The sequence below is a fragment of the Microbacterium sp. NPDC080005 genome (assembly GCF_040702445.1).
GTDB classification, from domain to species: domain Bacteria; phylum Actinomycetota; class Actinomycetes; order Actinomycetales; family Microbacteriaceae; genus Microbacterium; species Microbacterium oleivorans_D.
The window spans coordinates 1083093-1107334 of record NZ_JBFBLD010000001.1 but is presented as its reverse complement, the minus strand read 5'-3'; the positions used below and the strand labels follow the sequence as shown (position 1 = coordinate 1107334).

The following is a 24242-nucleotide window of genomic DNA, read 5'->3' as shown; positions in this document are numbered from 1 at the left end:
CATCTGCGGCTCTCAGGACACCGCGGTGCCGATGGCGCCGATGACCGCATCGAGGGTCTGTCCCGACGCGTCGCGTTTCGCGCCGGGGTCCGGCAGCTGGCGCACGGCGCCGTCGGCACCCACGGCGCGAGGTGCACCGCCGATCCAGGCGAGCATCAGCGAGTCCTCGCCGCGGAGAAAGCGCTGTGCGCGCACACCGCCCGTCGCGCGTCCCTTCGCGGGGAACTCGCTGAAGGCCGAGACCTTGGCAGACCCGGCATCGGTGCCCGGCAGCGCGGCGGTCGAGCCCGCGACGGTCGCGACGACGGTGTCCTCCGACGCGGTGACCGCGGTGAAAGCGATCACGCGGGCGCCCTCCGAGAGCCGGATCCCGGCCATGCCACCGGCCGAGCGTCCCTGCGGGCGCACGGCGGTGGCGTCGAAACGGAGCAGCTGCGCGTCGCTCGCGACGAAGACGAGCTCGACGTCGTCCGCCGCGAGAGCGGCGCCCACCACCGTGTCGCCGGGCTTGAGCGCGATGATCTCCACGTCCGGCTTGCCCGCCGGCAGCTCCGTCGCGGCGACCCGCTTCACGACACCGTGGGCGGTGCCCAGCGCGATCGGCGCGTCGCCCGTGAGCGGGACGATCGCCACGACGTGCTCGTTCGCGCTGAGGCTCAGGTACTGGTCGGCGCGCGTGCCCGCCGCGAGCTGCACCGAGTTCGCCGGGACGGAGGGGAGATCGACGGGCGTGAACCGCACCAGGCGGCCCGCGGTCGTCACCGCGCCGAGATCGCCGCGCGTCGTCGCATCCACCGCGCAGCGGATGGCGTCGTGCTTCGAGCGTCGGGCGGGAGGAACGATGCCCCCTCCCGGCACATCGGGCACGAGCTCGGCGCGGACCATGCGGCCCGTCGCGGACAGGAAGACACGGCACGGTGCGTCGGCGATCTGGAGGTCGGTGGGCGCGGCGGCGCGACCGCGCGGCGCGACCGGACCGCCGTTCATCAGCAGCGTGCGCCGCGGCGTGCCGAAGGCGTCAGCCGCGGCATCCAACTCCTCGGCGACCTGGCGACGCAGCAGCACATCGCTGGCCAGCAGCTCCTCGAGCGCGGCGATGTCGGCTTTCAGGGTGTCGCGCTCGCTCTCGAGCTCGACGCGCGAGAACTTCGTCAGCCGGCGCAGGCGGAGCTCGAGGATGTACTCGGCCTGCGGCTGCGACAGGTCGAAGACGTCCATGAGTCGCGTCCGCGCCTGGTCGCTGTCGTCCGACGTCCGGATGACCTGGATGACCTCGTCGATGTCGAGGATCGCGATGAGGAGGCCCTCCACGAGGTGCAGGCGTTCCTGCTTGCGGGCCAGGCGGTACCGGCTCCGGCGTGTGACGACCTGGATGCGATGGTCGAGGTACACCCGGAGGAGGTCCTTGAGCCCGAGCGTCTGCGGCTGCCCGGCGACGAGGGCGACGTTGTTGATGCCGAAGGAGTCCTCGAGCGGCGTCAGACGGTAGAGCTGCTCGAGCACGGCGTTCGGGTCGAACCCCGTCTTGACGCCGATGACCAGACGCAGTCCGTTGTTGCGATCGGTCAGATCGGTGAGGTCGGAGATGCCGGTCAGCTTCTTCGCGGTGACGGCGTCGCGGATCTTCTCCATGACGCGCTCCGGCCCGACCATGTACGGGAGTTCGGTGACGACGATGCCGGTGCGACGCGGACCGAGGGACTCGATGGACGTCTTCGCCCGCGTGCGGAACGAACCCCTCCCGGTCTCGTAGGCCTCTTTGATGCCGTCGAGTCCGACGATGACGCCACCGCCGGGCAGGTCGGGTCCAGGCACGAACTCCATGAGCTCATCGAGAGTGGCGTCCGGGTGCTCGAGCAGGTGGATGGCGGCGGACACGACCTCGATGAGGTTGTGGGGCGCCATGTTCGTCGCCATGCCGACAGCGATGCCGGTCGCGCCGTTCACCAACAGGTTCGGGAAGGCCGCGGACAGCACCTCGGGCTGCTGGAACTGTCCGTCGTAGTTGGGGATGAAGTCGACGACGTCCTCGTCGAGGTTCTCCGTGAGTGCGAGAGCGGATGCCGCGAGTCGGACCTCGGTGTACCGCGCCGCCGCCGGTCCGTCGTCGAGTGAGCCGAAGTTGCCGTGGCCGTCGACGAGCGGAACCCGCAGCGCGAAGTCCTGAGCGAGGCGGACGAGGGCGTCATAGATGGCGGAGTCGCCGTGCGGGTGGAGTTTCCCCATGACGTCGCCGACGACGCGGGCGCTCTTCACGTGCCCGCGATCAGGCCGCAGCCCCATCTCGGACATCTGGAACAGGATGCGGCGCTGTACCGGCTTGAGGCCGTCGCGCGCATCCGGCAGCGCGCGCGAGTAGATGACCGAGTAGGCGTACTCCAGGAACGAGCCCTGCATCTCGTCGGCGAGGTCGACGTCCTCGATGCGTTCAGCGGCGGGCGGGGGTGGGGGCGTACGCGATGCCATGGCCTCGATCGGTCCTCGGGAGATGCTGCGGTGATGCTGCCAGGGGTCGGGACGGCGTCTGAGCACCGTGTGGGAGACTGACCCGGATGACTGCCAGCCTACCCGCGGACCCGCCGTCGGCCCGGAGCCTCACCGGTGTCGTGCCGCAGATCCTGGCGTCGTTGCAGGGTCGTGGCGACTGGTTCACGCCGGCCAGATCGGCGATCGTCGTGATGGTCGACGGACTGGGCCGGGCGAACCTCACCGCCCGCGCCGGGTACGCGCGCTTCCTCGCAGGGCGGATGACGAAGAAGGATGCCGCCCGCACCGTCTTCCCTGCGACCACGGCGGCGGCGCTGACGAGTCTTCTCACGGGGGAGTCACCCGGCCGCCATGGTCTGGTCGGCTATCGCGTTCGGGTCCCGGGAACCGACGTGGCGCCGAACCAGCTGAAGGGGTGGGAGAGCGACGGTCTCGACCCGCTGACCTGGCAGCGGAGTGCTCCGATCCTCGAACGCGAGACGGCGGCGGGGAGGCCGTGCTTCGTCGTCTCGTCGCCGCGGTACGCCGCGACCGGGTTCACCCATGCGCTGCAGCGCGGCGCCGAGTTCGTGGGCGCACCGACGATCGCGGACCGGATGGAACGTTCCGCAGACCTCGCCCTGCAGCATCCGGGGGCACTGGTGTACACCTACATCCCGGAGCTCGACACCATCGCTCACGCCCGCGGATGGGAGAGCGACGAGTGGTCGGCGGGACTCGAGACGGTGGATGCCGCGGCCCGACGACTCGACGAGGCGATCGGCTCCCACGCCGGCGCGGTGGTGACCGCCGACCACGGCATCGTCGACGTGCCTCGGCACCGGCACCTGCTCCTGCAGGACGGCAGTCCTCTCGTGGCGGACGTCCGGATCGTCGGCGGCGAACCGCGGATGCTGCATCTGTACACGGAAGACGGGCGGGCCGCCGATGTGCTGCGCCGGTGGCGGGAAGCCGAGGCCGGCAGATCGTGGGTGGTGTCACGCGACGAAGCGGTCGCTGCAGGGCTCTTCGGTGAGATCGTGGACCCCGAGGTGCTCCCGCGGATCGGGGACGTCCTCGTCGCGGCGCGGGCCACCGTCGCCTACTACGACGACCGGGAGAGCGACAAGAGGCCGCAGGGCATGATCGGGCAGCACGGCTCACTGACCGATCAGGAACGCGTCGTCCCGCTGGTGCGTTTGGGCGCGTTCGCCTGAAGCTCAGCCGTCCTCGGTGCGGGCGCCGAAGACGATCTCATCCCAGGAGGGCATCGAGGTGCGTCCGCGACGGCGGGTCTGCTCCGCCGGTGCCTCGGGCGACGCCTCGGGCTCTGCGGGAGCGGGGTCGGCCGGAGCGGCGTCCTCCGTGGTCTCGAACGTGTCGAAGAGAGCGACCGGGGTCGACGACCTCTGTTCGGTCTGCTCGCTCGGCATCGGTTCGCGCTGTCCGCGCCGGCGACGCAACGCCTCCAGGAGATCGGCGGTCTCGGCCGACGTCACGGGAGCGTCCGGGGCGCGCTTGATCGCCGCCTGCTGGACTGCCGGGGACGAGGCCGCCCGGTCATCAGCGGGATCTGCGGAGGTGTCGGATGTGACGACACCGCGAGGACCGAAGGACTCGCTGTCGAACCGTGTGGCGTCCTTCTGCGGGCTGGTGTCGAGAGCGCGCAGACGCGGGATGAGGCCCTCCGGGAGGGATCCCTGGCGGGAGAGCTGGCTCGCGTCGGAGTTCTGCGGTGCGAGCGACGAGCGGCGCGGGTCGAACGACCACCGTGCGTCGTGCTCCACCTCGCCCACGGTGAACTCGAGCTTGACCGTCCAGCCGTTCTGGTCCTTCCAGCTCGTCCAGCGCTCGCCCGTGGCACCCGCCTCGGTCAGCTTCGCGCGGACCGCGTTGCCGAAGGTGGGCTGCGCGCCGGGATCGAGCTCACCTCCGATCAGGACGGTGACGGCGAGGGCCTGGCCCACGATGTGCTCGCGCTCCGCGAGGACGGGGCCCTCGAAGCGCTGGACGTCCTCGACGCGGACGCCGAGGAGCTGCGCGACGTCCTCCGCCGACATGCCGGCCCGGATGTGCGCCTGGATGTCGCGGGGATTGGGGCGCGCGAGGCGGGGCTCCGCGTCGCGCTGCAGGCGGCGCAACTGCGTGCGCAGCGCCTCGTCGACGGCGAGCGAGAACCGGTCGCCGGCGTCGGTCGCGAGCATGAGGCGACCGTCCTCGGTGCCGATCACTTTGAGCTGTTCCATGCGGACGTCCTCCAGATCCAGCGTGTGCGCCCATGGTGTCACGGAGGGGGCCCGGCGACGGGAATATCCGGGGCGTGCCGCGAGTTTGCGGTGAGGCCCCTCCGAAAGGCGGCGGCGACCCGGCGGCCCATTTGCGATTCACCGGTGCGTGATGCAAACTATGGCCGCCCGAACGGGCCGCACCCCACTGCAACACCCGAAAGTTGAGACGTTCCCGAATGGCCACGGATTACGACGCCCCCCGCAAGACCGAAGACGACAGCGAGTCGATCGAGGCTCTCAAGGAACGCGTCCCGGACAAGATGTCCGGCTCGGTCGACGTCGAGGACTCCGACAACCCGAGCGGTTTCGAACTGCCCGGTGCCGACCTCTCCGATGTCGACCTCGACGTCGTCGTCCTGCCTCCGCAGGAGGACGAGTTCACGTGTGTCGAGTGCTTCCTGGTGAAGCACCGCACCCAGATCGACCACCAGACCTCGATGGGTGCCATCTGCACCGAGTGCGCGGCCTGAGCCGCCCGATATCAGCGACCCCGCTGTGCGCGGGTGATCATCGCCGCCACCCGCTCGGGTGTGCGGGACGAGAACACCCAGCGTGCGGTGGGGTCGTCGTCGTCTGTGACCGGAACCCGGACGACGCCGTCGATGCCGCCGCGGAGCAGGTGCCAGTCGTCGCGTCGCAGTTCGCCGCCGCGTGCCGAGCGGGCCGCCTCGCCGGCGAGGATCTCGGGCTCGCCGAGCTCGTCCACCGGGATGTGGGCGCGTCCGACGCGCAGCTCCCCTTCGCTGACGGACACGACCGGGGCGGCGACGATGAGGGCCGAGACGAGTCCGACACCGACGGCCAGACCGACCACGAGCGCGAGTGTCGTGTCGATGGGGGAGAAGGCCACGGCGGCCATCGGCGCGCACACGGCAGCGCTGACCAGGAGCCACAACGACGGGCTCAGCCGCTCACGATAGGAGGGCGGAGCGGTGCGGTCGATGTTGTGCATTAGCCTCGGGGGGTGATGGATACCGTGGACGTTCCCATTATCTCGGCTCAGGTTCCCGTCTACGCGCACCCGGGCGACGCCGGCGCCGACCTCGTCGCGACGGAGCAGGTACGACTCGCCCCCGGACAGCGCGCCCTGATCGGCACCGGTGTGCGCATCGCCCTGCCCGACGGCTACGTCGCCTTCGTCGTGCCGCGCAGCGGGTTGGCGGCCAAGCACGGCATCACCGTGGTCAACTCCCCGGGGACGGTGGACGCCGGTTACCGGGGCGAGATCAAGGTGACGCTCTTGAACACGGATGCCGCCGAGGCCTTCGACGTCGCCCCCGGCGACCGCATCGCGCAGCTCATCGTCATGCCCGTCTCGCGGGCGACCTTCCTCCCCGTCGACACGCTTCCCGACAGCGTGCGCGGTGACGGGGGATTCGGATCCACCGGCTACACGACAGGACACTCCGCATGAGCGACGAGCTCGCACCCAAGTCGGCACCGAGCGATCGTGCCAGCAACGGTCCCTTCGACGAGGCGGAAGCCAACCCCGTCCGTCCCTACATCGATCTCGGCGGGGTGAAGGTGCTGCCCCGAGAGGGGCTCAACCTCCGGCTCGAGGTCGAGGAGCAGACCAAGCGCATCGTCGCCGTCGGCCTCGATTACGCCGGTTCGACGCTGCAGGTCCAGCCCTTCGCGGCACCTCGCTCGAGCGGTCTCTGGGAGGAGACCCGCGAGCAGATCCGCCAGCAGATCCGTCAGCAGGGCGGTCGCGTGGAGGAGCGCGAGGGGCCGCTCGGTCCCGAACTGCTCGCGGAGGTCCCCGTGGCCGGCGCCGACGGCGCCGCGGGCAAGCGTCTCGCGCGATTCGTCGGCGTCGACGGCCCCCGCTGGTTCCTGCGCGGAGTGATCGGGGGTGCCGCAGCGAGCGACATCGACGCCGCCGCGCAGGTCGAGGACCTCTTCCGGTCGATCGTGGTGGTGCGGGGCGCGACGCCCATGCCGCCGCGCGACCTCATCCCGCTGAAGATGCCCGCCTCGCCCGGCAGCGCATGACGACCCCGCAGGACCGCGCCGGAGCCGAGGACCCTTCGGCAGAGCGCCCCGACCTGGTGCCACCGGCGGCGTCCGACTCCCCAACGGCATCAGAACTGCTCGGACAGGCGCTGGGCGGTGCGGCCAAGCGTGCCGGCCTGGATCCGGCGGAGGATGCGACGACGGGGCACGTCGTATGGCGGGCGATGGGCGGCTGGCGCGGGATCGCCGAGTCCGTCCTCCCCGGCCTCGTGTTCGTCGTCCTCTTCACCATCACCGGCCAGGACCTGGTGCTCTCCCTCGTGGCGTCGGTCGGGCTCGCAGCCGTCTTCACGATCATCCGGCTCGTCCAACGGTCGCCCGCGGCAGCCGCCTTCGGCGGTCTGGTCGCGACCGGTGTCGCCGCCGCTCTGGCGCTGTTCACCGGCCGGGGCGAGGATAATTTCGTCCCCGGGCTGATCACCAACGCCGCGTACGGCACGGGCCTGCTGGTGTCCGCGCTCATCGGCTGGTCCCTCATCGGCCTCGCCGTGGGCTTCCTCATGAACGAGGGAACCGCGTGGCGCGCCGACCGCCGCAAGCGGCGCGCCTTCTTCTGGCTCACGATCGCCTGGGCGGCGCTGTTCTACGCCCGGCTCGCCGTGCAACTGCCGCTGTACCTGGCGGGCGAGGTGGCTGCGCTGGGAACGCTGAAGCTCATCATGGGCCTGCCGCTGTTCGCACCCATGGTCGCCGTCACGTGGCTCGCCGTGCGCGCCCTGTACCCGCCCCGCGGTACCCGGCTCGACGAGAGCTGAGGAACCGCCCCGTTCGGGCCCAGGGCCTGGTTGACTGAGCCCATGGACGCGGTCCCGATGTTCCCGCTCGGCAGTGTGCTCTTTCCGCACACGCCGCTCGCGCTGCGGGTCTTCGAGCCGAGGTACTTGACGATGATCGGCCGGCTCCTCGACGCAGAGGACCCTTCGTTCGGCGTCGTCCTCATCGAGCGCGGCTTTGAAGCCGGCGGCGGCGACGAGCGGGCCATGCTCGGGACGATGGCGCGCATCGTCCGTGTCGAGGCGGGGGCCGCAGACCTCTTCGTCATCGCGGTAGGCGACGAGCGCGTCGCCGTGGACCGGTGGGGCGACGACGACCCGCATCCGATCGCCGATCTGTCGCCCGTACCGCCGCTGGAGTGGGACGACGCGCTGCTTCCGCTGCGGCGGGAGGTCGAGCGCATCGTCCGCCGGGTCGCGACCTTGGCGTCGGTCCTCGACGAGGCTCGGTGGGATCCGGATGCCGAACTCGCCGACGACCCCGTCGCCTCGACCTGGCAGCTCGCCGCCATGGCACCGCTGGGGGAGTACGACCGTTTCCGCCTGCTGGGCGCGACCACTCTCGAGGGACTGATCGGGATGCTGCGACAGATGTGCCTGGACGAGGAGCCGGTCCTCATCGCCCGAGCCGCGGATGCCGACACGGATGACGACGAGGCCTGAGAACACGCGTTCGGCGCCTCGGTGAGGTATCTTGATATCAAGATAAATTTCGCCCGCGGCGGTAAGGCAGACCTCACTAGCCGCCGGGACCGGGCGGGGCGAAGATGGGAGGGCCGGCTCACGCCGCGCCCGCCGACGAAGGAGAGCACACGTGTCCACTGTTGACAGCTTCGGTGCGAAGAGCACACTCACGGTCGGCGACACCGACTACGAGATCTTCCGCATCGACACCGTTCCCGGCTACGAGAAGCTTCCGTACAGCCTCAAGATCCTCCTCGAGAACCTGCTGCGCACCGAGGACGGTGCCAACGTCACCAAGGAGCAGATCGAGGCTCTCGGCAACTGGCAGCCCGACGCGGAGCCGAACACCGAGATCCAGTTCACACCCGCACGCGTCGTGATGCAGGACTTCACGGGTGTCCCCTGCATCGTCGACCTCGCGACCATGCGCGAGGCGGTCACGGCCCTCGGCGGCGACCCCAACAAGATCAACCCGCTGTCGCCGGCCGAGATGGTCATCGACCACTCCGTCATCGCCGACCTCTTCGGCAGCGAGAACGCCCTCGAGCGCAACGTCGAGATCGAGTACGAGCGCAACGGTGAGCGCTACCAGTTCCTGCGCTGGGGCCAGACGGCTTTCGATGACTTCAAGGTCGTCCCGCCGGGCACCGGCATCGTCCACCAGGTCAACATCGAGCACCTCGCCAAGGTGGTCTACGACCGCACCGTCGACGGCGTTCTGCGCGCCTACCCCGACACCTGCGTCGGCACCGACTCGCACACCACGATGGTGAACGGTCTGGGAGTGCTCGGCTGGGGCGTCGGCGGGATCGAGGCCGAGGCCGCCATGCTCGGCCAGCCCGTCTCCATGCTCATTCCTCGCGTGGTCGGCTTCAAGCTGACCGGTGAGATCCCCGCGGGCGTGACCGCGACCGACGTCGTCCTCACCATCACGGACATGCTCCGCAAGCACGGTGTCGTCGGCAAGTTCGTCGAGTTCTACGGCGAGGGCGTCGCCCAGGTGCCGCTCGCCAACCGCGCCACGATCGGCAACATGAGCCCCGAGTTCGGCTCGACGGCAGCGATGTTCCCCGTAGACGACGTCACGCTGGACTACCTGCGCCTCACTGGCCGCGACGAGCAGACCGTCGCCCTCGTCGAGGCCTACGCGAAGGCGCAGTCGCTCTGGCACGACCCGGCCCGCGACCTCAGCTTCAGCGAGTTCATGGAGCTCGACCTCTCCACCGTCGTCCCCTCCATCGCCGGGCCGAAGCGTCCGCAGGACCGCATCCTGTTGTCCGAGGCGAAGAACCAGTTCGAGAAGGACATCCTCAATTACGCGGATGCCGCCGAGGAGGACTCCGTCGAGATCGAGGGAACGTTCCCGGCGTCCGACCCGGGCACCGCTCCCGGTGTCGAGCACGAGACGGTGTCGGCCGAGGGTGTCTCGCACCAGCACGAGCACGAGCACGTGCCCTCGATGATCTCGAGCGGCCCGCGCCACGCGGCATCCAAGCCGGTCAAGGTCACGACGCCCGATGGGCAGTCCTACATGCTCGACAACGGCGCGGTGACACTCGCCGCCATCACGTCGTGCACGAACACGTCGAACCCGTCGGTCATGATCGCCGCGGGCCTTCTCGCGAAGAAGGCGACCGACAAGGGCCTGAAGCGCAAGCCCTGGGTGAAGACCACGCTCGGCCCGGGCTCGAAGGTCGTCACCGACTACTACGAGAAGTCCGGCCTCGACAAGGCGCTCGAGGCCCTCGACTTCTACACCGTCGGGTACGGCTGCACGATCTGCATCGGCAACTCCGGTCCGCTCATCGACGAGGTCTCGGCGGCCATCAACGAGAACGACCTCGCGGTCACCGCGGTCCTCTCGGGCAACCGCAACTTCGAGGGCCGCATCAGCCCCGACGTGAAGATGAACTACCTCGCGTCGCCGCCGCTGGTCGTCGCTTACGCCCTCGCCGGCTCGATGAACTTCGACTTCGAGACCGATGCGCTCGGCAAGGACGCGAACGGCGACGACGTGTTCCTGAAGGACATCTGGCCCTCGCCCGACGAGGTCCAGGAAGTCATCGACCACTCGATCTCGCGCGAGCAGTTCATCAAGCAGTACTCGACCGTCTTCGACGGCGACGAGCGCTGGAAGAACCTCCCGACGCCGACCGGGCCCGTCTTCGAATGGGACGAGGACTCGACGTACGTCCGCAAGGCGCCGTACTTCGACGGCATGGAGCGCACCCCGGCCCCCGTCACCGACATCTCGGGTGCGCGCGTGATGGCGACCCTCGGCGACTCGGTCACCACCGACCACATCAGCCCGGCCGGGAACATCAAGGCGGGCACCCCCGCCGCGCAGTACCTCACCGAGCACGGCGTCGCCCAGAAGGACTTCAACTCCTACGGCTCGCGCCGCGGGAACCACGAGGTCATGATTCGCGGGACGTTCGCCAACATCCGGCTCAAGAACGAGATCGTGGCGGCGGTCAACGACGGCAAGGTCGTCGAGGGCGGGTTCACGCGCGACTTCACGCAGCCCGGCGGCCCGCAGTCCTACATCTACGACGCGAGCCAGAACTACCAGGCGCAGGGCACCCCGCTCGTCGTCTTCGGCGGCAAGGAGTACGGCTCGGGGTCGTCGCGTGACTGGGCGGCCAAGGGCACGAGCCTGCTGGGCGTCAAGGCGGTCATCACCGAGAGCTTCGAGCGGATCCACCGGTCGAATTTGATCGGCATGGGTGTCGTCCCGCTCCAGTTCCCCGCCGGGGAGAGCTGGGCCTCGCTCGGCCTCGACGGGACCGAGATCGTGTCGATCACCGGCCTCGAGCAGCTGAACGAGGGTGTCACCCCGAAGACGGTCAAGGTCGTCGCGGAGCCCAGCGAGTTCTCGCCCGAGGGCAAGGAGACCGTCGAGTTCGACGCGGTCGTGCGCATCGACACCCCCGGTGAGGCGGACTACTACCGCAACGGCGGCATCCTGCAGTACGTGCTGCGCTCGCTCGTCTGACGCCCGTTGTCAAGAGGACCCCGGCTCCGCGTGGAGTCGGGGTCCTCTCGCGTAGCGCCACGTAGACTCTCGACATGAGTCTTCTCGAGGGAATTACCGGGCCGCGTGACCTCGACCGATTCTCGAGCGAGGAGCTGCACGTCCTGGCTGACGAGATCCGGACCTTTCTCGTCGAGAACGTCTCGCGCACCGGCGGGCACCTCGGACCGAACCTCGGCGTCGTCGAGCTGACGATCGCGCTGCACCGGGTGTTCGACTCGCCGAACGACCCGATCATCTTCGACACCGGGCATCAGTCCTACGTCCACAAGCTGCTGACGGGCCGTCAGGACTTCTCGAAGCTCCGCTCGCGCGGCGGCCTGGCCGGGTACCCGCAGCGGTCGGAGAGCCCGCACGACGTCGTCGAGTCCTCCCACGCCTCGAGCTCGCTGAGCTGGGCGGACGGCGTCTCCCGGGCACTCACCCGTACGGGCCGCAAGGACCGCCACGTCGTCGCGGTCGTCGGCGACGGCTCGCTCACCGGCGGCATGACGTGGGAGGCGCTCAACAACATCTCCGACGACAACGACCGCAACCTCGTCATCGTCGTCAACGACAACGGCCGGTCGTACGCGCCGACGATCGGCGGCATGGCCCGCTACCTCAACCGCGTCCGTACCGCGGACAGCTACCAGACGCTGCGCCGCAGCTCCGCGCACGTCTCGCGACTGTTCGGCCCGATCGGACGCGCCGTCTACCGCGGCGTCCGAGGCGGGACGCACGGATTCCTGTCGCGGTTCACCAACAACATCGCGCTCTACTCCAACCTCGACATCAAGTATCTCGGCCCGGTGGACGGGCACGACCTCGATGCGATGGAGGAGACGCTCCGGCTCGCGAAGGAGTACGGCGCCCCGGTCATCGTCCACGCGATCACCGACAAGGGACGTGGCTTCGAGCCTGCGCGACGGGACGAGGCCGACCAGTTCCACGCTGTGGGCAAGATCGACCCCGTCACAGGGGAGCCGATCGGAACCTCGGATGCCGTCGCCTGGACGGACGTCTTCGCGGACGCCCTCGTCGACGCGGGCGACCGGCGCGAGGACATCATCGCGATGACCGCGGCCATGCTGCGACCCACGGGGTTGCAGCCGTTCGCCCAACGGTTCCCCGACCGGGTCTACGACGTCGGCATCGCCGAACAGCACGCCGTCACGTCGGCGGCCGGCCTCGCCTTCGGGGGCCTGCACCCCGTCGTCGCCATCTATGCGACCTTCATGAATCGCGCCTTCGACCAGGTCATGATGGACGTCGCCCTCCACAAGGCGGGTGTCACGTTCGTCCTCGATCGGTCGGGCGTCACGGGCCCCGACGGGCCGAGCCACCACGGCATCTGGGATCTTGCAATGCTCCAGCTGGTTCCCGGTATCCGCCTCGCGGCTCCGCGCGACGGCGAACGCCTGCGCGAGCTGTTCGACGAGGCGATCGCGGTCGAGGACGCCCCGACGGTCGTGCGGTTCCCGAAGGGGTCCGTCCCCGACGCGCTGGAGGCGATCGAGCGTCTGGAGGACGGGACGGACGTGCTCTACCGCAGCGGCGCGGAGGACGTGCTGCTCGTCGGGATCGGCCCCATGGCGCATCTCGCCGTCGAGGTCGCCGAGCGGCTGCGCGCCCAGGGCATCGGGTCCACAGTGGTCGATCCGCGCTGGGCTGTGCCCATCCGGCCGGCGATCGTCGACCTGGCGGCGTCCCACCGACTCGTGATCACGATCGAGGACGGCATCCGCGTCGGCGGGGTGGGGACGCGTGTGCGCCAGGTGTTGCGAGAAGCGGGTGTGTCGACGGCCGTCGACGAGCTCGGGCTGCCCGACGAGTTCATCGACCACGCCAGCCGGGAGCAGATCCTCGCGGATGCGGGGCTCACGGCACCGAAGATCGCGCAGGACGTGGTCGCGCAGGTCCTCGGCACCCGCGTGCCGATCGCCCGGCAGTCGAGCGATGACGCGGTGTGGTCCTCGCAGGACGTCGAACTGCGCGGCCCCGCCGACGCGGGCTCGGACTGACCCCGTCGCTGCGTGACAGCATGGAGGGATGCAGACACCGCAGCATCCTGGCGATGAGAACCTGAGTCGAGAGGATGCCGCGGCGCGGGCATCCGTCATCACGCTCGACACGATCGAGGTCGACCTCGACGTGCGCTCGGCCATCGACGCGGCACGCGAGGACTTCGTCACCCAGAGCGTGCTCCGCTTCGGCGCCACGGCCACGGAGACCTGGGTCGACTTCCTCGGGCTCTCGGTGGACGAGGTCGAGGTCAACGGTGAGGCGCGCGAGGTCGAGTGGGATGGCGCCCGCATCCGGCTCACGGGGCTCGCCGGCAGCAATGTCGTGCGGATCCGTGCGCGCGGCCGCTACAGCCGCTCCGGGGAGGGACTGCACCGCTTCACCGACCCGGTCGACGACGCCGTCTACCTGTACACACAGTACGAGCCGGCGGACAGCCGGCGTGTGTACCCGTGTTTCGAGCAGCCCGACCTCAAAGCGCGGTGGACCTTCCACGTCACCGCCGCGGGCGACGATGTCGTCCTCTCCGGCGGTGCGGAGACGTCCCGGGAAGAGGTCGACGGCGGTGTGCGGGTCTCGTTCCGCGCGACGCCGCCGCTGTCGAGCTATGTCACCGCCATCGCGGTGGGGCCCTACCACCGCGTGGACGGGGTCTGGCGCGGCGAGCGGCAGAGCGTCGAGCTCGGCGTGCTCTGTCGCGCCTCGCTCGCGGAGCATCTCGACGGCGAGGAGATCCTCGACATCACCCGCCGCGGACTCGGCTTCTTCACGACGGCGTTCGATCAGGACTATCCGTGGGGCAAGTACGACCAGATCTTCGTGCCCGAGTACAACCTGGGCGCGATGGAGAACCCGGGCCTCGTCACGTTCACCGAGGCCTACGTCTTCCGGGGCGCCGCCACCGCGGCGCAGCACGAGGCCCGGTCGAACACGATCCTGCACGAGATGGCGCACATGTGGTTCGGCGACCTCGTGACCATGCGGTGGTGGGACGACCTGTGGCTGAAGGAGTCGTTCGCCGACTTCATGGGAACGCACGCGAACGTCGCGACCGGTCTGTTCCCGGATGCCTGGGTGACCTTCGCGAGCCGGCGGAAGGGGTGGGCCTACGTGCAGGACCAGCTGCCGACGACGCATCCGATCGTCGCCGACATCCCCGACCTCGAAGCGGCCAAGCTCAACTTCGACGGCATCACGTATGCGAAGGGGGCATCGGTCCTGAAGCAGCTCGTGGGGTTCGTCGGCGAGGAGGCGTTCTTCCGCGGTGCGCAGCGGTACTTCGCGAGTCACGCCTACGGCAACACGACGCTCGAGGACCTGCTCGAAGCGCTGGAGGACGCCTCGGGCCGCGATCTCCGGTCGTGGAGCGCGGCCTGGCTCGAGACCACCGGCCTGCCCACCCTCACGGTCGAGCGAGGACCTCTCGCGATCACGCAGGACGTCGCGCGGCCCCACGCCGTCCGTGTCGGGCTCTGGGATCCCGAGGCCGGCCGCCTCGTCGCGCGCGGCGATGTCGCGGTCGATCTGTTCGAGGAGCGGACGCTCGTGAGCGCCCCCGTCCTGCCCGACACGGCGCTGGTCGTGGCGAACGTCGACGACCGGTCGTACGCGAAGGTGCGGCTCGACGATCGTTCGCTGGGCGCCGTCCGCGAGGGCCTGTCGACCATGCCGGACGCCGTCGCCCGCGGTGTCGTGTGGGCGGCGCTGTGGAACGCCGCCCGGGACGGGGATCTCTCGGCATCCGCCTATCTCGCCATCGCGACCCGGCACGCGCCCGACGAGTCGCACCCCGCTCTGCTCGCGGACGTCCTCGCTCACGCGGCCTTCGCGATCCGCCACTACCTCCCGGCCGGGGTGCGTGCCTCAGCCGCGGACGCCTGGCTCGACACCGCCTGGACCGCGATGGATGCCGCGGCTCCCGGCTCGGACGCGCAGCTGATCTGGGCACGTGCCGTCGGTGTGGCCGCCGAGCTGTCGAACGGGTGCGCCGACCGGATGACGGCGATCCTCGACGGCGAGGCCGCGCCGCCGGAGGGTCTATCACTGGATCCCGAGCTCCGGTGGGGGTGGGTGTTCGGTCTCGCCGCGGGGGGACGTCTCGATGCGGCGAAGATCGAGGCGGAGGCGACTCGGGACGTCACCTCCTCCGGCCGGACGGCGCGCCTCGCAGCCCTCGCGGCCCGCCCGGAGGCATCCGTTCGTCACAACGGGTGGCTCGCGGCGTGGGACGACGAGACCCTGACGAACGATCACCTGGATGCCACCATCCGCGGCGTCCGTGCCGGTGAGAGCCGGCTGTTCATCGGTGGGTTCGACGACGACTACTTCGCCCGCATCCTGCCGGTGTGGCGGTCGCGGAGCATCGAGATCGCCGCTCGACTCGTGCGCGGTCTGTTCCCCGCCGCTGAGGACACGGCGCGCGTCGACGCCTGGCTCGACGCCCATCCCGACGCGCCGGGGTCGCTGCGTCGGATCGTGATCGAGCAGCGCGACCACTTGGAACGGGATCTGCGAGTCCGCGCCGCGCAGTCGGAGCTCGAGCAGCGGTGACACCCGACGACGGCCCCGGGGAAGCACCCCGGGGCCGTCGTCATGCGCGCTCGATCAGGCGATGCCGCGGATCGGAGGGTGGTGGAACGTGTCGCCGAACACCCGGTCGCTGGCGCCCTCCCGGTCGAGGTACGGGGTGGCTCCGCCGTCGATGAAGGGCCAGCCGGCACCCAGGATGAGACACAGGTCGATGTCCTCGACCTCGGGCACCACGCCCTCGTCCAGCATGAGCTTGATCTCGTGCGCGAGACCGTCCTGCACGCGGCGGAGGATCTCGTCGCCGGGGGTCGGCGTCGAGCCGGTCGCCTTCTTCGCGACCTTCTCGGCAGCCTTGGTGAAGCCGGTGACCCGGCCGCCCTTGTCCTTCTCGACGACCTCGTCCAGCGCGGCGAGCTCATGGAAGTTCTCGTTCGCGTAGAACCGGTCGGGGAACGCGCGGACCATCGTGTCCTGCACGTGCGCGGCGACTTTCCAGCCCACGAGGTCGATGAGCTGGAACGGCCCCATCGGCAGCCCGAGCGGAGCGAAGGCCCTCTCGACATCGACCACCGGTGTCCCCTCGTACACGGCGCGCGCCGCCTCGCCCATGACCTTGGCGAGCAGACGGTTCACGACGAATCCCGGGGCGTCCGCCGTGAGGACGGCGTTCTTGCCGAGGCCCTTGGCGACGACGAAGGCCGTCGACAGTGCGGCATCCGACGTCGTCGGCGTCTTCACGACCTCGATGAGCGGCATGACCGCGACCGGGTTGAAGAAGTGGAAGCCGACGAGCCGCTCGGGGTGCGCGAGCTTCGCCCCGATCTCCTCGACCGAGAGCGACGAGGTGTTCGTGGCGAGGATGGCGTCCTCAGCCACCACCGCCTCGATCTCGGCGAAGACGGCCTGCTTGACGCCGACCTCCTCGAAGACGGCCTCGATGACGAAGTCGCAGTCCGCGTACTGCGACTTGTCCGTCGTCCCGGTCACGAGGGAGCGCAGCTTGTTGGCGGTGTCGCCGTCGAGCCGCCCCTTGGACTCGAGCTTGCCGATCTCCTCGTGGATGTACGCCACACCCTTGTCGACACGCGCCTGATCGAGGTCGGTGATGAGGACGGGCACCTGCAGCTTCCGGACGAACAGGAGCGCGAACTGGCTCGCCATGAGGCCCGCGCCGATGATGCCCACCTTGGTCACCCTCTTCGCGAGCGCCTTGTCGGGCGCGCCGACCGGCCGCTTCGCTCGCTTCTGCACGAGATCGAACGCGTACATGGATGCCGCGAACTGATCGCCCGTGACGAGCTGGGCGAGAGCCTCGTCCTCACGCGCGAACCCCTCCGCCTTGGTCCCGCTCTTGGCCTTGTCGAGCAGTTCGAGCGCCACGTAGGGGGAGCGGGGCACAGTCCCGATCTTGGACTCGAGCATGCCTCGTGCGACCTTGATCGCGATGGGCCACTTCGTGAGTCGTTCGATCTTGCCCGGCGCGTTCTTCCGTTCCACCTTGACGGCGCCCGTCAGGACGTCATCGGCCCAGCGCAGGGACGCCTCGAGGTAATTCGATGCGGGGAAGATCGCGTCCATGATGCCGAGGTCGTAGGCCTGCTGCGGCTTGAGAACCCGGTTCTGCTTGAGCGGGTTGGAGACCACCACCTCGAGGGCGTTCTCGATGCCGATGAGGTTCGGGAGCAGGTAGGCGCCACCCCAGCCGGGGATGATGCCGAGGAAGACCTCGGGAAGTGCGATCGCCGCGGCGGAGGCATCCACCGTCCGATACGTCGAGTTGAGTGCGATCTCGAGCCCGCCGCCGAGGGCGAGCCCGTTCACGAATGCGAACGACGGCACACCGAGATCGGACAGCTTGCCGAGGACGTGGTGACCGAGCTGCGCGATGAGGCGCGCGTTCTCCACCGACCCCACATTGCTGACCTCGCTGAGATCCGCTCCGGCAGCGAGGATGTACTGCTTGCCGGTGATGCCGACCGCGGCGATCTCGCCGGCGGCCGCGCGTGTCGCCAGGGTGTCGAGGGTTGCGCCGAGCTCGGTGAGCGTGGCGGGTCCCAGCGTGTTGGGGCGAGTGTGGTCCCGGCCGTTGTCGAGGGTGACGAGGGCGAGCACCTTGCCGCTGCCGAGCGTGACGTCGCGGACGGGCGAGTGCGTCACGACCTCGCTGTCCGACAGGGCGAGCAGGGGCGAGAAGTCGATCTGGTCGTAGTTCGTCATCGTCGGCTGCCTCACTTCTTCTTCTTGCCGTTGTAGTGCGGGTTCTCCCAGATCACCGAGCCGCCCTGCCCCAGGCCCACGCACATGGCGGTGAGCCCGTAGCGCACGTCGGGACGCTCGGCGAAGTGCGCCGCCAGCTGGATCATCAGACGGACACCCGATGCCGCGAGCGGATGTCCGAGCGCGATCGCGCCACCCCAGGGATTCACCCGCGGATCGTCGTCGGCGATGCCGAAGTGGTCGAGGAGCGAGATGACCTGCACAGCGAACGCCTCGTTCAGCTCGAACAGGCCGATGTCGTCGATCGAGAGCCCCGCCTTCTTCAGCGCCTTCTCGGTCGAAGGGATGGGGCCGATGCCCATGATCTCGGGCTGCACTCCCGCGAAGGCGAACGAGACCATCCGCATCTTCGGGGTGAGGCCGAGCTCCTTGACTGCGCCGCCGCCGGCGAGGAGCGACATCGTCGCGCCGTCGGTGAGCGGAGAGGATGTGCCGGCTGTCACGCGGCCGTGCGGACGGAACGGCGTCTTGAGGGCGGCGAGGTCCGCCATGGTCGTCTGCGGGCGACGACCCTCGTCCTCGGTCGCGAGGCCCCAGGCGCCGTCGGCATCCTTCACCGCCACGGGGACGAGGTCGGGCTGGAACTTGCCGTCCTCGTAGGCGGCCTGGGCCTTGTGCTGGCTCAGCATGCCGAACCGGTCGGAGCGCTCCTTGGTGAGCTGCGGGAACCGGTCGAAGATGCGCTCCGCCGTCACGCCCATGTTGAGGGCGCCCGGGTCGACCATCCGCTCGGCGACGAATCGCGGGTTGGGGTCGGCATTGCCCCCGATGGGATAGTGCCCCATGTGCTCGACGCCGCCCGCGAGCGCGATGTCGTACATCCCGACACCGATGGCACCGGCCATCGTCGTCACGCTTGTCATCGCGCCCGCGCACATCCGGTCGATGGCGAAGCCGGGCACCGTCTGCGGGAGTCCGGCGAGAATCGCGACCGAACGGCCGAGCGTCAAGCCCTGTTCTCCGGTCTGGCTCGTCGCGGCGATCGCGACGTCGTCGACGCGGTCCGCCGGAACGTCGCGGTTCCGCTCCATGAGGCCGATCGTCGCCTTGACGGCGAGGTCGTCGGCGCGCGTGTTCCAATACATGCCCTTTTCGCCGGCACGCCCGAACGGGGTGCGCATTCCGTCGACGAAATAGACGTCCGAAAGCTCGGCCACACTGCCTCCAATGATTGGGTTCCCACCCAGCCTAAGGAGGCCGCGAGACCGCGAAAATCGGTTGGGTCGAACCTACGAAGCGCTCTCGGATGCCGCGTCGGGCGCCTGCACGGAATCAACAAAGGCCGTGGCGATCGCCTGTGCGGTCTGTGCAATCTGCCACGGACGAGCACCGAGCTCCCGCAGGGCGTCGCCGATGGTCTCGGCGGTGATTTCCGCGGGAGGGTGCCAGGCGACGCGGCGGAGCAGGTCGGGGGTGAGCAGGTTCTCCGTCGGCATGCGCAACTCCTCCGCGCGTGCCTCCACGAGGGGACGCGCGGCCTTCAGCCGGGCGTCCGCGGCGGGGTTGCGATCAGCCCAGGCGCGAGGGGGCGGCATCCCATCACCGGGACCGCGCTCGGCAGGCAGTGCCGGATCGCTGCGACCGGCCTCGATGGCCGCCCACCAGCGGTCGAGCTGGCTCCGGCTCGCTCGTCCGGTGAACTCCTTCACGCGAGCGAGGTCCTGCTTCGTGGCCGGATCCGCGATGACGGCCGCGACCAGTGATCGGTCGGGGACGAGGCGGCCCGGGGAGACGTCTTCGTCGCGGGCGAACTCCTCGCGTGCAGACCACAAGGCACGGGCGACGGCGAGCGCGCGGCGGCCGCGCACGGTGTGGAGTCCGCTGAGGCGACGCCAGGGCTCCTCGCGTGGCGGCTTGGGGGCTCTGGTGCGGACCGCTTCGAACTCCTCCGCGGCGAAAGCGGTCTTGCCCTGCTCCTCGAGCTCGGTCGCGAGCGCGTCGCGGACGTCGATGAGGTGCAGCACGTCGAGAGCGGCGTACTCGAGCCAGCCCTGGGGGAGCGGGCGGGTGGACCAGTCGGCCGCGGAGTGCGCTTTCGCGAGGGTGATCCCCAGCGTGTCCTCCACGACGGCACCGAGACCGACCCGGTCGTGACCCAGGAGGCGTGCGGCGAGTTCGGTGTCGAAGATGCGAGGAGGCTCGAGGCCTGCCTCGCGGAGCGAGGGCAGATCCTGGCTGGCGGCGTGGAGGACCCACTCCTCGTCACCGATCGCCGCCTGCAGGGCGGAGAGATCGCCGATGGCGGGCGGATCGAAGAGGAACACCTCGCTCCCGCGTCGGAACACCTGGATGAGGTAGGCGCGCTGCGAATACCGGAAACCGGATGCCCGCTCGACGTCGACCGCGACGGGCCCGTGACCCGCCGCCAGGCGCGACGCTGCGGCCGCCGCCGCATCCTTATCGGCGATGACCTCGTATTCAGCCACGTGTACTCCGGTGTCCGCCGAACACGGCGATGTTCTCCGAGCCCGGGGGGAGCCCTGCCAACATGCAGACCAGCTCGCCCCAGGCGTCCATATGACTGGTCGGGTCGCCGTCGGGGGACCACGATGCGCGGAGCTCGATCTGCGCGCCGTCACCCTCCGCGGCCAGCGTCCCGAAACCCTTGGAGAGTGTCTTGGTCGCTGTACCGGATGCCGCATGGAACGTCGCTCCACGTGCGGCCAGGGCGTCGACCAGCCATGACCAGGCTACGTCGGCCAGGAGGGGATCGGTGCCGATCTCCGGTTCGAGGGGGGCCTGAGCGAAGCAGACGATGCGCCACGCGCCGCCCCAGGCATCCGGTTCCTCCTCATCGTGCAGGATGACGATGCGACCCGTCCCGAAAGGGGATTCGCCGTCGTCGTCCGGTCGCACGTCGCCCGCGAAGGCGATCGCCTCAGGGGCGAGCGACGACGGTGCGGCGATCTCGCGCACCACGAAGTCCTCTCGAAAGCGCAGGGCGCGAAGGGCGTCACTCACGGCAAGGAACTCCGGCGTCCCGGTCGGGGATTCGGTCACGGCGACAGACTAGAGTGAGGGCACCATGAAGGCTTCCAGGCGCGCCGTCCCCGACGCGGCCCGGCCGGGGTCTCTGGTCGCGGCACGGAGCATCATCGTCGCACTCGCGACGGCCTTCGTGAGCGCGTCAGGACTGTTCGCGCTGCTCGCCGGACGCGTCGCGCGACGCGTCGTGACACTGTCGGCTCGCGTGCCGGACACCACGCTCCTCGACGTTGACGTCGCAGCGCAGACGATCACCCTCTCGCGTTCGGACGACACAGCCCTGCCGGGCCGCTACGGCCTGTTCACGACCGGGACCCAGAGCTACATCAAGCTCGGGACCGTTCTGACGGCCGGGCCCGAGACGGTCACCCGCAAACTGCTGACGGAGATCGACGCGTCGGATCGCCTGGACGCGGCGGCGACGTTCAGCGGGTGGTACTTCTCCGACCCTGCAGAACTGCACCTGCCGTTCGAGCATGTCGCGATCACCACCTCGCTCGGTCCGTGCCCCGCATGGCTCTTCCCCGCGGATGACCCGAGCGACGTCTGGGCGGTACACATCCACGGCCGGGGGACGACGCGTGCGGAGACGCTGCGGGCCGTTCCGGTCCTCCACGCCGCGGGGATCACCTCGATCCTCACCTCGTATCGCAACGACGCGGACGCGCCTCGCAGCCGCGGAGGGAGTTCGGCCCTCGGAGCCACCGAGTGGCGGGACGTGGATCGCGCCATCGGGTACGCGCGCCGCGCGGGCGCCCGGCGGATCGTGCTCATGGGCTGGTCGATGGGCGGGGCGATCGCCCTGCAGTTGGCCGTGGGCTCCGCCCATCGCGACCTCATCGTCGGTGTCATCCTCGACTCACCCGTCGTGGACTGGCGTCGCGTACTGACGCATCATGCGGACCTCACCCGCATCCCGCGACCGCTCACGCGCCTGGCCCTCGCTGCGCTGACCCGGCCATGGGCCTCTACCCTGACCGGGGCCGCAGATCCGATCCCGTGGGGCCGGCTGGACGTCCTGACCCGCGCCGACGAACTGGTGGCACCGATGCTCATCCTCCACAGTTCCGGGGACGACTTCGTCCCGCCGGATGCGTCCCGCGCTCTGCGGGATCGACGCCCGGACCTCGTCACGCTCGACGAGTTCGAGGGAGCTCGCCACACGAAGCTCTGGAACTACGACGAAGAGCGGTGGACCTCGGACATCCGAGATTGGCTGACCGCGCAGGGGCTCACCGGCGACGCAGGCGCAGGTAGCTGAATCCGTCCTCGTCGACGAGCACGCCCGCGGGCGTCGTGTCGACGGCACGGGTGACGGGGAGGAACGGGCCGGCACTCGGCACGAGGCGCGGCGCCGCGGTCACGCAGTACTCGTCGATGACGTCCGCGGCGGCGAACTGTGCGGCGAGCGAAGGGCCGCCCTCGCACACGATTCGGCGGATGCCACGATCCTCCAGCGCGGCGAGGATCACGTCCACCCTCATCCGCTCACCCTCGGGGTCGACGTGCATGATCGTGACACCGCGGACGGGCGGAGGAGCGGCGGCGCCGGTCGGGAGGACGAGGATCACCTGATCGTCCGGGCCGTCGGCGGCGGGCTCGACGCGATGGCCGTCGAGATCACCCGAGCGCGAGACGATCACGAGGCGGGAGCGCCTCGGAAGGAGGTATCCCTCTGCGCGCACCGTCTGGGCACCGACGACGACGGCGTCGGCGCCGGTGCGGATCACGCCGAGGATGGTGCGATCGGCGCGGTTCGTCAGCGTGTCACTCGTGCCGTCGGGCCCGACCGCGGACCCCGTGAGCGAGGTGATCATGTTCAGCCGGACCCACTCCTCGCCCGCGGGCGCGTAGCGCTCGGCGAGCCACGCACGTCCTTCGGGGGTCGAGGCATCCACTCGTTCGCCGGTCGACGGCACCACCTCGGTCAGCCACACGCGGCCATCCTCGCACGGCGCACGCGCAGCGAAGGGGCTCTGCGCGGCGACTAGGCTGATCGCGTGCCCCTCACCTCCTCCGGAACCACGCACCTGAGCGAACGCGATCCAAAGGTGAGCGGCGCCGAGATGGTCGCCGCGCTCGTGCCCCCGCCGCAGTTCGACGAGGCGACTTTCGCGACCTACCGTGCAGACGACGCGTACCCGTCGCAGCAGGCGGCCAAGGACCTGCTCGAGGTCTTCAGCTCGGGCCGGCGCGCGCTTGCCGCCCGGGGTGGATTCTTCCGGCGCGCCAAGCGCGAGGCGCCCATGAAGCCGGGCGTCTACCTCGACGGCGGCTTCGGCGTCGGAAAGACCCACCTGCTCGCGGCGATCTACCACGCGATGCCGGCCCGCCGGAAATACTTCGGCTCCTTCATCGAGTACACGGCGCTCGTCGGCGCGCTCGGCTACCAGAAGACCGTCGAACTCTTCCGCGGCGCGGACCTGCTGTGCATCGACGAGTTCGAGCTCGACGATCCGGGCGACACGATGGTCATGACGCGACTCATCGCGGAACTCGTCCCCACCGGCACGAAGCTCGCCGCGACCTCGAACACGCCGCCGAACGCACTGGGGGAGGGGCGGTTCGCCGCGCAGGACTTCCTCCGCGAGATCCATGCGATGGCCGAACACTTCCAGACCATCCGGATCGACGGCACGGACTACCGGCAGCGCGCCGTCGACGGTCACGCGGTCGTCCTCGACGACGCCGCCTACGAGAGCGCGATGACGGATGCCGCGGCATCCGCTCTCGTGTCCGATGACGACTTCGGCGCCTTCATCCGGCACCTCGCCTCCGTGCATCCGTCGCGGTACATCCGCCTCATCGAGGGGATCGGGACCATCGGTCTGCGAAACGTGGTCGGATTCGACGACCAGTCCGCCGCCCTGCGCTTCGTGGCGTTCGTCGACCGCGCATACGACGCGCAGATCCCGATCCGCGCCACCGGCGCGTCGCTCGATTCCGTGTTCCGCGAGGACATGCTCGCCGGCGGATACCGCAAGAAGTACCTCCGCGCCGTCTCCCGCCTGGTGGCTCTCACCCACTCATAAGGCGCATCACGCCTCACTCGCAGAGCCGGGAAACCTGATGTTTACCTGCCCGACCCGCTCGTAACCAGCGCGAAACACAGATGGACCGCCCGGCGAAACTGGGCGCGTCGACACTGGGGACACCCGACGCTACACCTGCGTCCCTGCAGAGAGG

General features: G+C 69.7%; 19 protein-coding genes. 11 read left to right on the top strand and 8 right to left on the bottom strand.

Annotated elements, in window-relative coordinates; genetic code table 11:
• Positions 1 to 12: 12 nt before the first annotated feature.
• Positions 13 to 2466, bottom strand: a complete 2454-nt coding sequence (locus tag AB0259_RS05350; RefSeq protein WP_366220227.1) for a DNA topoisomerase IV subunit A — start codon at positions 2464 to 2466, stop codon at positions 13 to 15.
• An 86-nt stretch (positions 2467 to 2552) separates the two neighbouring features.
• Here AB0259_RS05350 and AB0259_RS05345 point away from each other — a divergent pair, with 86 nt between their 5' ends.
• Positions 2553 to 3683, top strand: a complete 1131-nt coding sequence (locus AB0259_RS05345; protein WP_366220228.1) for a nucleotide pyrophosphatase/phosphodiesterase family protein — start codon at positions 2553 to 2555, stop codon at positions 3681 to 3683.
• 3 nt (positions 3684 to 3686) lie between these two features.
• Here AB0259_RS05345 and sepH read toward each other — a convergent pair whose 3' ends face one another.
• Positions 3687 to 4712, bottom strand: a complete 1026-nt coding sequence (gene sepH / locus AB0259_RS05340) for a septation protein SepH (RefSeq protein WP_251580704.1) — start codon at positions 4710 to 4712, stop codon at positions 3687 to 3689.
• Positions 4713 to 4930: 218 nt separating this feature from the next.
• Between sepH and AB0259_RS05335 the strand changes: the two genes are divergently transcribed.
• Positions 4931 to 5224: a DUF4193 domain-containing protein gene (locus AB0259_RS05335; RefSeq protein ID WP_366220230.1), complete on the top strand. Its 294-nt coding sequence runs from the start codon at positions 4931 to 4933 to the stop codon at positions 5222 to 5224.
• Between the two features lie 11 nt (positions 5225 to 5235).
• On the opposite strand, the gene AB0259_RS05330 is transcribed toward AB0259_RS05335, so the two are convergent.
• A complete protein-coding gene (locus tag AB0259_RS05330) occupies positions 5236 to 5706 on the bottom strand; it encodes a DUF3093 domain-containing protein (protein WP_251580705.1) in 471 nt (156 codons plus the stop codon).
• A gap of 12 nt (positions 5707 to 5718) precedes the next feature.
• Here AB0259_RS05330 and dut point away from each other — a divergent pair, with 12 nt between their 5' ends.
• The 7 genes from dut (at position 5719) to pepN (ending at position 15815) form a co-directional block, all read left to right on the top strand.
• Positions 5719 to 6168 (top strand): dUTP diphosphatase, encoded by a 450-nt coding sequence (gene dut / locus AB0259_RS05325; protein ID WP_251580706.1) that lies wholly within the window; start codon positions 5719 to 5721, stop codon positions 6166 to 6168.
• Positions 6165 to 6749, top strand: coding sequence for a DUF3710 domain-containing protein (locus AB0259_RS05320; protein WP_366220231.1), 585 nt, complete (start codon positions 6165 to 6167; stop codon positions 6747 to 6749). The genes dut and AB0259_RS05320 overlap by 4 nt, the downstream gene beginning before the upstream one ends.
• Entirely contained in the window at positions 6746 to 7525 is a 780-nt protein-coding gene (locus tag AB0259_RS05315; RefSeq protein WP_366220233.1) for a DUF3159 domain-containing protein, read from the top strand. The genes AB0259_RS05320 and AB0259_RS05315 overlap by 4 nt, the downstream gene beginning before the upstream one ends.
• Before the next feature lie 42 nt (positions 7526 to 7567).
• The gene (locus AB0259_RS05310; protein WP_366220234.1) at positions 7568 to 8206 is read left to right on the top strand and encodes an LON peptidase substrate-binding domain-containing protein; all 639 of its coding nucleotides are present in this window, start codon (positions 7568 to 7570) and stop codon (positions 8204 to 8206) included.
• A gap of 151 nt (positions 8207 to 8357) precedes the next feature.
• Positions 8358 to 11222: an aconitate hydratase gene (locus tag AB0259_RS05305; protein ID WP_366220236.1), complete on the top strand. Its 2865-nt coding sequence runs from the start codon at positions 8358 to 8360 to the stop codon at positions 11220 to 11222.
• 74 nt (positions 11223 to 11296) lie between these two features.
• Complete coding sequence (gene dxs / locus AB0259_RS05300; protein ID WP_251580710.1) at positions 11297 to 13264, top strand: 1-deoxy-D-xylulose-5-phosphate synthase; 1968 nt, start codon at positions 11297 to 11299, stop codon at positions 13262 to 13264.
• Positions 13265 to 13292: 28 nt separating this feature from the next.
• Positions 13293 to 15815 (top strand): aminopeptidase N, encoded by a 2523-nt coding sequence (gene pepN / locus AB0259_RS05295; protein ID WP_366220238.1) that lies wholly within the window; start codon positions 13293 to 13295, stop codon positions 15813 to 15815.
• A gap of 54 nt (positions 15816 to 15869) precedes the next feature.
• Here pepN and AB0259_RS05290 read toward each other — a convergent pair whose 3' ends face one another.
• From AB0259_RS05290 to AB0259_RS05275, 4 genes are all read right to left on the bottom strand, one after another.
• Complete coding sequence (locus tag AB0259_RS05290) at positions 15870 to 18011, bottom strand: 3-hydroxyacyl-CoA dehydrogenase NAD-binding domain-containing protein (protein ID WP_251580712.1); 2142 nt, start codon at positions 18009 to 18011, stop codon at positions 15870 to 15872.
• Between the two features lie 11 nt (positions 18012 to 18022).
• Positions 18023 to 19228, bottom strand: a complete 1206-nt coding sequence (locus tag AB0259_RS05285) for a thiolase family protein (RefSeq protein ID WP_366220239.1) — start codon at positions 19226 to 19228, stop codon at positions 18023 to 18025.
• Positions 19229 to 19300: 72 nt separating this feature from the next.
• Positions 19301 to 20497, bottom strand: a complete 1197-nt coding sequence (locus AB0259_RS05280; RefSeq protein ID WP_366220241.1) for a ribonuclease D — start codon at positions 20495 to 20497, stop codon at positions 19301 to 19303.
• Positions 20490 to 21071 (bottom strand): DUF3000 domain-containing protein, encoded by a 582-nt coding sequence (locus tag AB0259_RS05275; protein WP_251580715.1) that lies wholly within the window; start codon positions 21069 to 21071, stop codon positions 20490 to 20492. The genes AB0259_RS05280 and AB0259_RS05275 overlap by 8 nt, the downstream gene beginning before the upstream one ends.
• A gap of 25 nt (positions 21072 to 21096) precedes the next feature.
• On the opposite strand from AB0259_RS05275, the gene AB0259_RS05270 reads away from it, so the two are divergent.
• Positions 21097 to 22317: an alpha/beta fold hydrolase gene (locus tag AB0259_RS05270; protein WP_251580716.1), complete on the top strand. Its 1221-nt coding sequence runs from the start codon at positions 21097 to 21099 to the stop codon at positions 22315 to 22317.
• Here the strand turns inward: AB0259_RS05270 and AB0259_RS05265 are convergent.
• Positions 22289 to 22993, bottom strand: coding sequence for a dihydrofolate reductase family protein (locus AB0259_RS05265; protein WP_366220244.1), 705 nt, complete (start codon positions 22991 to 22993; stop codon positions 22289 to 22291). The two genes, AB0259_RS05270 and AB0259_RS05265, sit on opposite strands and share 29 nt — an antisense overlap.
• 63 nt (positions 22994 to 23056) lie before the next feature.
• Between AB0259_RS05265 and zapE the strand changes: the two genes are divergently transcribed.
• Entirely contained in the window at positions 23057 to 24088 is a 1032-nt protein-coding gene (gene zapE / locus AB0259_RS05260; protein ID WP_251580718.1) for a cell division protein ZapE, read from the top strand.
• The last annotated feature ends 154 nt before the right edge of the window (positions 24089 to 24242 follow it).